This is a genomic window from Frankia sp. CeCAU1, from assembly GCF_977971845.1.
The window spans coordinates 1-8,232 of record NZ_CDWWXA010000155.1; the positions used below are offsets into that span (position 1 = coordinate 1).

The 8,232-nt window shown below is 68.4% G+C and carries 7 protein-coding genes; 4 read left to right on the plus strand and 3 right to left on the minus strand.

Annotated elements, in window-relative coordinates; genetic code table 11:
* Nucleotides 1–180 precede the first annotated feature (180 nt).
* Nucleotides 181–645, plus strand: a complete 465-nt coding sequence (locus AC08OO_RS20255) for an anthrone oxygenase family protein (protein ID WP_476611272.1) — start codon at nucleotides 181–183, stop codon at nucleotides 643–645.
* Between the two features lie 337 nt (nucleotides 646–982).
* Here AC08OO_RS20255 and AC08OO_RS20260 read toward each other — a convergent pair whose 3' ends face one another.
* From AC08OO_RS20260 to AC08OO_RS20270, 3 genes are all read right to left on the minus strand, one after another.
* Nucleotides 983–1,564 (minus strand): TetR/AcrR family transcriptional regulator, encoded by a 582-nt coding sequence (locus AC08OO_RS20260; RefSeq protein WP_476611273.1) that lies wholly within the window; start codon nucleotides 1,562–1,564, stop codon nucleotides 983–985.
* 240 nt (nucleotides 1,565–1,804) lie between these two features.
* Nucleotides 1,805–2,758, minus strand: coding sequence for an alpha/beta hydrolase family protein (locus tag AC08OO_RS20265; RefSeq protein ID WP_476611274.1), 954 nt, complete (start codon nucleotides 2,756–2,758; stop codon nucleotides 1,805–1,807).
* A 280-nt stretch (nucleotides 2,759–3,038) separates the two neighbouring features.
* On the minus strand, nucleotides 3,039–3,533 hold the full coding sequence (locus AC08OO_RS20270; RefSeq protein WP_108913289.1) for a PaaI family thioesterase: 495 nt from the start codon (nucleotides 3,531–3,533) through the stop codon (nucleotides 3,039–3,041).
* A 266-nt stretch (nucleotides 3,534–3,799) separates the two neighbouring features.
* Here AC08OO_RS20270 and AC08OO_RS20275 point away from each other — a divergent pair, with 266 nt between their 5' ends.
* From AC08OO_RS20275 to AC08OO_RS20285, 3 genes are all read left to right on the plus strand, one after another.
* Nucleotides 3,800–5,008, plus strand: coding sequence for an NAD(P)/FAD-dependent oxidoreductase (locus AC08OO_RS20275; protein WP_476611275.1), 1,209 nt, complete (start codon nucleotides 3,800–3,802; stop codon nucleotides 5,006–5,008).
* On the plus strand, nucleotides 5,008–5,670 hold the full coding sequence (locus tag AC08OO_RS20280) for an SGNH/GDSL hydrolase family protein (RefSeq protein ID WP_476611276.1): 663 nt from the start codon (nucleotides 5,008–5,010) through the stop codon (nucleotides 5,668–5,670). Before AC08OO_RS20275 ends, AC08OO_RS20280 begins: the two co-directional genes overlap by 1 nt.
* 485 nt (nucleotides 5,671–6,155) lie before the next feature.
* Nucleotides 6,156–8,232, plus strand: a 2,077-nt coding sequence (locus AC08OO_RS20285; protein ID WP_476618918.1) for a beta-ketoacyl synthase N-terminal-like domain-containing protein, incomplete at its 3' end; no start/stop codon positions are given.

Here is an 8,232-nt window from a genome sequence, read left to right on the forward strand (position 1 = left end):
CCCTCGTTTCCCTATAACCCGGAACTTTCGGTAATTTTGGACGCGGTTCGTGGACCAGCCTTCGGGTAGCCGTCGTCTGCGGTATGAATGCCTTAGCCTCACAGTCGCCCGGGGGCGGGCCCGGGTCTCTGCTCGTCACCTGTATGTCCCCAACATGCACAGGACGGAGAGCTGAAGCGGATGGTCTCGGCGCTGGTCGTGATCTCTCTCGTATTGACCGGACTGGTGGCGGGCACGTTGACGGTCGGCCTGGTCGCCGTACGGCCCGCGATGCATTCACTGCCGCCCACTCCCTACGTAATGGTCAAGCAGGCGTTCGACATCAGCTACCCGCGGATGATGAAGCTGCTGCAGATTACAAATCTGATCGCTACGATCGCCCTGGCGGTCGCGGCCGGCGTCACCGGTGCGACGGCCTGCGCGGTGCTGGCCGGCATCGTGGCGGCCTGCGTCCTCACCAACATCCTGGTTACCGTGCGCGGCGACCTTCCGATCAACAACGCCATGGCCATCTGGCGGCCGGAGTCTCCGCCGGCCGACTGGCGCGAGCAGCGGGCGCGCTGGGACTTCTTCAACAGCATCCGCACGACCGCCGCGGTGATTGCGCTGGTTCTGCTGGCCCTGGCCGCGACCACCCAGTACTAACGCGGCTTCGCCCGCCCAGGCCTTCCAGCGGAAGCTACCGGCTTTGAACTTCGGCGAATTCAGCAAGGTTAAGGTCATCTCTTATCGTCCGGTGCACGTCCAGTGCACGTCCAGTGCACGTCCAGTGCACGTCCAGTACAGGAGTATCGATCTCCGTAAGAGGCGGAGAAGGTCGGGGGCAGCAGCTCGTCCGGTCAGCGCATTGGTTGCTCGATGACCAAGGAGAAGTGTCGTTTTACTGGTCGGCGGGGGACCAGCCCTCGGCGAGGGTCTCCATCTGGGCGAGGACTGAGGTCGATCGCCGCCTTCGGGTAGCTCCAGCGGGATGTGTGCCGGTTCAGAGCAGCGCGTGCTCGGCGGTCGCCAGGAGCCTGGCCGCGACCTCGTCGACCGGCAGCCTGCGGCCGGTGTAGAGCAGGTCGAACGCGTCGAAGCTGGTAAGCAGCCAGAGGACGTCGACCGCGGCGGCCACCGGCACGCGCAGGAGGCCGTGGGCGGCCAGGCGTTCGGCGAGATGTTCCATCCCGCCGAGACGGTCCTGCTCGGCCCGTTGCAGTGCGCCATCGAGCGCCTGTTCCATCGAGCGCAGGGCCCACAGGGCGTCGCGCTGCCCGGCGTACACCCGCACGCTTGCGGTGATCCCGCCGCGCAGGTGAACGAGTGGGTCCGGATCCTGCACGGCCCGCACCAGGTCCGCGAAACCGCCCCGGTCGAGCACGTCCTGGGTGAGGGCGTCGAACAGCCCCGCTCGGGAGCCGAACACCAGGTAGACCGTCGACCGGGCCACGCCCGCCTGCCGCGCGACCGCCTCCACGCTCGCGAGCCGGGGCAGCTGTTCGTACATCGCGTCGAGGATCCGGCGGCGGGTCTGGTCCGCACCAGCCGTGCGCAGCCGTTGCTCGTAGCGACGGGGAGACATGACTGCACCCTACGTGCGATGGACAGACTGTCTTCGAGACGAAGACAAGCCGTCTGTCAACCGTGGTGAACCGGACGGTCGGGGCCGCCCGGTGGGAAGCGAGAATCACGGTGGGGAGCGGCTGCTTCGAACAAGTTCGAACAAGAGGGATAGCGAACAAGAACAAGAGGGATGGCGAACAAGAGGGATGGCGACAGTGAGCGGAACCGCGACGAGCACCCCGTCACCGTGCGGTTCCCGTCACCGGGCGCCCGTGCCGCTCCGGCCGAGAACGAGGTCGATCCACTCGGCCACGTGGCGTGCTATGACAGCGGGTTCCTTCATCCAGTCGAAGTGACCGAGGTGGGTGGATCCACTCGTGCGGTCCAGGTGGACGCGATGGACCTCCGAGCCCGTCAACCGCCTGGTGAAATAGTCGACCGCCCGGCGCGGCGCGAGATGGTCGGCGTCCAGGGAGATGGCCAGTACCGGCAGGGTCACCGCGCCGAGAAGACCGAGGAGGTCGGGCTCCGAGCTGGCCAGCCGGTAACGGCCGGTGCGGGCACTTCTGGCCCAGTCCAGCATCAGCGCCCTGGGCTGCCGCCCGCCGAAGCCGAACCGGTGCCCGGGCCAGTAGCCCAGCAGCTGCGACACCCCCGCGACGAACGTGGAACCGCCCAGGACCCACGCTGAACGAAGGGGCCTGAAGACGCGCCAGTACGAGGTGCCCGCGCCGATGACGGCCAGGCCGCTCAGCCCGCCGCTGTCGGGGGCCTCCCGCGCGGCACGCAGGATCGAGAGTTGTCCGCCGAGACTGTGACCCACGACGAACAGCGGCGCCCCGGGGAATCGTTCCCGCGTCGCCGCCGTGATCGTCGGCAGGTCGTCCTCGACACCCTCCTGGTAGCTGCCCCGGCTGCCGGCCGAGCGCTGGAGCGCCGCGGCTCCGTGGCGATGCCAGCGCAGATCGGTTGTCACGACCGAGTACCCCAGCGACCGCAGTGCCTCGGCGAAGGGGGTGTAGTACTTTGTTCGAACCCCCATCGCCGGAAGCAGGAGAATCACCGGCGCGGACTCGTCGGCCTGCGGAAGAACACGCAGGCAAAATCGCGTCCCGGCAGTGGTGGCGACCTCGAGTTCCGTCTCGCTTTCCGCCGCGGGTTCGGTCTCACCGGCGGCTGCCGACGGGGGAGGAACAAGAGCATCTGCGGACACGTGCCGCTCCTTCCATCCGGATCGCCGATCGTCTGATCGGTATTTCCGACAGCGGGTCCGATAAAGGTTGGTGAGCGCAGCCGGAAAGCCGGGCACGATGGTGAGCGTAGTAACGTCCGTGGACTTCTGAAGTCGCGGAGAGCGCCCGGGCCGGGATGCCCGGCCCGGGCGAGGGAGAGCCGCGGTTACGGGCTTTACCTGCGGGCAGGGCCCTCCTGCTGCCGGTGGCGCCTTGCCTGCAGGTGTCTTGCCTGCAGGCGTCTTGTCAGGAGGCGTCTTGTCAGGAGGCGTCGAACCAGGCGCGGTAGTCGAACTCCGCCTTGGCGACGAGGGCGCCGGCGTCGTCGTAGAGCAGCGAGCCCCCGCGGATCTCGAAGCGTTCTTCGGCGGTCCGCTCCGCTGCCGGGTGCGCCACCTCGATGTCCACCGAACCGTGGGCCCGGATCCGACCGACCGCCGGCCGCAGGTACATGATCCGGCAGTCGCGCAGCACGAAGCTGCGGAGGCTGAAGATCCTCGGTGCCAGGGCACCCGAGAACGCCGCGGCTCCGGAGACCTCGGCGGCGAGGAACTGCGCCGCCGCATGCACGGTGCCCATGTGGTTCTGGAGGTCGGGTCGGTTGGGGAGCTCCGCCACGCCGCCGTCCCGGCGCAGCTCGACGACCCGCACCCCGGTCAGGTTGCAGAACGGCACCATCGTGTCGATGACGGAACGGAGTTGTTCGAGATTTGGTGGCGCGTCACCGTTCGCCTGAAAGTGCGCCTCGCGAACCATCTCCAGTGGGGATCGTATCTCCGACTGAGCAGACATGTTACTGAGCATCCGCTGGACAGGTTTCTTCGGGATGAATTCGAGGCGACTTTACGAACCCTTTGCCATTGGTGATTCCTATCGTGCGATTACATCACCTTGTGACGCCTTGCAGGTATATAGGGGGGCCTAGGAGGATGCCCAGGAGGATAACGACAACACATCCGCCGGGGACCCGTCGTGCCAGTGTAACGATCGGTTGACCGGCATACTTCAGGGAGTCTCCGACCATGTACGACGTGATTGTCGTGGGAGCGCGCTGCGCCGGCTCACCTGTGGCGATGTTGCTTGCCCGGCGCGGTCACCGGGTGCTGCTCGTCGACCGCGTGTCCTTTCCCAGCGACACGATCTCCACCCACTATCTTCAGCAGGCCGCACTGCTCCGTCTGCGGGAGTGGGGGCTGCTCGACGCACTCACGGCCACCAACTGCCGGCCGATCACCGACATGACGGTGTCCCACCTCGGTGTGGTCATCCGCGGGTTCGCCGATCCGGTCGACGGGCTGGCGTTCTCGATGGCGCCGCGCCGCATCGTGCTGGACAAGCTCCTGTTCGACGGCGCGGTCGCGGCGGGTGTCGAAGTCCGGGAGGGCTTCTCGGTCCGCGATCTGATCCGTCACGACGACGGCACGGTCGCGGGGATCGTGGGCCGGGACGCCACGGGAGCCGTCGTCGAGGAGCGGGCCACTCTCGTCGTGGGCGCCGACGGCCGCAACTCCGTCGTGGCCGACCTGCTGGGAGCCGACTTCTACAAGGTCGTGCCGGCGGCCAGCTTCATCTACTACTCCTATTTCAGTGGGCTGGACTGGCAGTTCCACAGCCGGTTCGGTGACCACGAGCAGTGCGCCGGCTGGCCCACCCATGACGGGCTCACCCTCGTCACCGCGATGCGCAACCTCGAGGATTTCGAGGAGTTCCGCGCCGATATCGACGGGAGCCTGCGCCGGACCTTCCGCAGCGTCGCCCCCGAGCTCGCCGAGGATCTCGACAGCCATGGCGTCCAGGAGGACCGTTACTACGGAATCCGTTATCCGGACAACTACTACCGCACGTCCTATGGTCCGGGTTGGGCGCTGACCGGAGACGCTGGTTACCACAAGGACCCGGTGACTGGTCTGGGCATCACCGACGCCTTCCGCTGCGCGGACCTGTTGACCGAGCACGTGGACCAGGCGCTGCGTGGCTACCGGCCCATGGACGAGGCCCTCGCCGAGTATCAGCGGTTGCGCGACGAGGAATCGGCCGGTGCGTTCAATTTCACCACGACGCTGGGCGAGCTGAACTTCCCGCCGCACCTCGTGGCGCTGTGGCGGGCCTTGCCGAACAACGAGACGGCGCGGGCGCAGTTCTTCGGAATGATCGCGGGTGTCGTGCCGTCGTCGGTCTTTCTCGCGCCGGAGAACGTCGAGTCCATCATGTTGGCCGCGGCGGCCGTGTGATGGACAGTCGACCGATCATCGGCGGTCCGGCGCCGTCGCCGATGCTCACCGTGGTCGGCGACAGCTTCGCCGAGGGCCGCGGTGACCCGGCTCCCGACGGCGCCTGGATCGGCTGGGCGCCCAGAATGGCCGCGGCTCTGGGTATTCCGCGCAGTCGGGTTCTCAACCTGGGGCGGAACGGCGCGACGACGCAGGATGTCATCGACACGCAACTCGACGTCGCCGCCTCCGCCCCGGCGGCCCTCGTCGGGATCGCGGCGGGCAGCAACGACCTGCTCGCGGACTACTCGCAGGCCAGGTTCGAAAAAAACTTCACCCACCTGGTCGCGACTCTCGCGGTTCCGGGAACCACCGCGTTCACCTTCACCTTTCCGGACCTCACCACCAGGCTCTCGGCGCCGCCGGCGATCCTGGACGTGCTCCGCTCCAGGATCGAGCGGGCGAACGACCATGTCCGCTCGACCGCGGCGAACCACGGAATTCTCCTCGTCGATTTCGATCACGTCGACCGCGCCCACGACTCTCAACTGTGGAACCCCGGTGACTATCATCCCAACGCGGCCGGATACGAATTCGTCGCCGGTCTCCTCGCGGATCTTGTGCGCGAAGCCCTGTCGCGCCCGGCTCCCCGGATTCCGGTTCCGGTTTCGGTTCCGTCCTGACCCTGCTCGGTTGACCGGCCTTTCGACGTATTCTGACCCGACGTCGAGTGGATCGGGAGTGAGGCATCTCACGACGCACCGTCGCGGCGATTGCCTCGGCCGATCGAGTGTTCGGCAGGTTGTTCTTGCGGAACAACAGGACGTCGATGACACTGGTTCCAGGATGCCCGCGCGGATCGGATAAAAGTAAACTGTCGCCAGGCCTCGCGGTTCGCTGTCACGGCCACGAAGACCTGCGGCAGTGCTTCGGGACAACGTTGTCCCGGGACAACCCGCCGGCCGTCTGGCTCTCCGGCGGACCGGCCGGTCCGCTCCGGTGCACCGGTTCCCAATACCTCACACCTGAATACCTCACACCTGAATACCTCCGCCGGATACATCACGCCCGACATATCAGGGCACCACATATCAGGGCACCACGCCCGACATATCAGGGTCCCGCCGCACGCGGTGGTGACCTGCCGGCCAGTAAAGGGGAGAAGCACGTGGACGAGTCCGACCGCCCTGACGACCGACGACTCGCGAACAACCCGATCGCGATCGTCGGGCTAGCCGGACTGTTCCCGATGGCGCGCGACGTGCGGGAGTACTGGAGCAACGTTATCGACGCCGTCGACTGCGTCACCGAGGTGCCGTCGACGCACTGGCGCCCGGCAGATTACTACGACCCGGATGCGACGGTGCCCGACCGTACCTACGCGCGCCGGGGCGGCTTCCTCCCCGAGGTCGCGTTCAGCCCGGTGGAGTTCGGCTTTCCGCCCAACCTGCTGGACGTGACCGCGGTCGTGCAGCTGCTCAGCCTGATCGTCGCGCGGGATGTGCTCGTCGACGCGGGCGCACCGGGATCGGCGTGGTACGACTCCGAGCGTACCGGGGTCATCCTGGGCATGGCCGGCCCCACCACGATGGCCCACCCGCTGGCGGCCCGGCTGGAGACGCCGGTCCTGCGCGAGGTCGTGCGCGCCGCGGGACTCGACGAGGCCGAAACCGCCGCGGTCTTGGAGGCCTTCTCGCTCGCGTTCCCGCCGTGGGAGGAGAACTCGTTCCCCGGGCTGCTCGGCAACGTCGTCTCCGGCCGGATCACCAACCGGCTCGACCTCGGAGGCACGAACTACACGGTCGACTCCGCGTGCGCGAGTGGGCTCACGGCCGTCCGCGGGGCCATCGCCGAACTCATCGACCACCGTGCCGATCTCATGATCACCGGTGGTTGTGACACCGAGAACTCGATCTTCAGTTACATGTGCTTCTCGAAGACGCAGGCGCTGTCCAAGTCCGACCACATCCAGCCGTTCGCCGCCGGCGCCGACGGCACCCTGGTCGGCGAGGGCATCGGGATGCTGGCGCTCAAGCGGCTGGCCGACGCCGAGCGCGACGGGGACCGGATCTACGCGGTCATCCGGGGTCTCGGGTCGTCCAGCGACGGTCGGTTCAAGAGCGTCTACGCGCCGCGCGCGGAGGGCCAGGTCCGCGCGCTGCGCCGGGCCTACGCGGACGCCGGGGTGAGCCCGGCGTCCGTCGAGCTGTTCGAGGCGCACGCCACCGGTACCGCCGTCGGTGACGCCACCGAGCTGTCCGCGCTCGGGGCCGTCCTGGCCGAGGCCGGGGCACGCCCGGGCCGGGCGGCGATCGGCAGTGTGAAGTCGCAGATCGGGCACACCAAGGGCGCTGCCGGCGCGGCCAGTCTGATCAAGCTGTCGCTGTCGCTGTACAACCGGGTGCTGCCGCCCACGATCAACGTCCGCGAACCGAATCCGGCGCTCGCCCAGGAGGGCTCGCCCTTCTACCTCAGCACCCGCACCCGGCCCTGGGTGCTCGACCCGGACGTGGGGCGGCGCCGGGCGGCCGCCTCCGCCATGGGGTTCGGCGGTACCAACTTCCACGTCGTCCTGGAGGAGACCCCCGACACGGCACGCCCGGACGCCGATAAGCGTGCCGCCCGGGCGACGCACCGTGCCGTCCGCGCCCACCTGTGGCATGCCGCGACGCCCGCGGAGCTCCTTGACCTGGTGCGCGGGCAGGCCGAACCGAACGGTGACACGGGCATCCCGGGCAGCGCCGCGCGGGTCGGGTTCGTCGCGCGCACCGGCGCCGAGGCGGAGCGCCTGCGCGCGATCGCGATCGAGCAGCTCGCGGCGCGGGCCGACGCCGCCGAATGGTCGCATCCCGCCGGGGTGCACTACCGCCGGCAGGCGGCCGAGCAGCCCCGCGTCGGCGTCGTCTTCGCCGGCCAGGGCAGCCAGTACGTCGACATGGGGCTCACCGCAGCCGTCGAGATCCCGCCGGTGCGGGAGGCCTTCGACGCGGCGAACGCCACCTTCGCCGGGGCCGAGCTCACGCTCGCCCGCGCGGTGTTCCCGCCGCCGAGCTTCGACCCGGGCGACCGTGCCGACCACGAGATGAACCTGACGCGCACCGAGTACGCGCAGCCCGCGATCGGTGCGCTCTCCGTCGGCCAGTTCCGGTTCCTGCGGGAGCTGGGACTGCGCCCGGTGAGCCTGCTCGGCCACAGCTTCGGGGAGCTGACCGCCCTGTGGGCCGCCGGTTCCCTCGCCGACGCCG

What these genes read in the sequence shown, in the direction of transcription:
- AC08OO_RS20275 (WP_476611275.1), top strand. Translation starts at nt 3,800, where the DNA reads ATGTACGACGTGATTGTCGTGGGAGCGCGCTGCGCCGGCTCACCTGTG.
- AC08OO_RS20270 (WP_108913289.1), bottom strand. Translation starts at nt 3,533, where the DNA reads ATGGTTCGCGAGGCGCACTTTCAGGCGAACGGTGACGCGCCACCAAAT.
- AC08OO_RS20260 (WP_476611273.1), bottom strand. Translation starts at nt 1,564, where the DNA reads ATGTCTCCCCGTCGCTACGAGCAACGGCTGCGCACGGCTGGTGCGGAC.
- AC08OO_RS20255 (WP_476611272.1), top strand. Translation starts at nt 181, where the DNA reads ATGGTCTCGGCGCTGGTCGTGATCTCTCTCGTATTGACCGGACTGGTG.
- AC08OO_RS20280 (WP_476611276.1), top strand. Translation starts at nt 5,008, where the DNA reads ATGGACAGTCGACCGATCATCGGCGGTCCGGCGCCGTCGCCGATGCTC.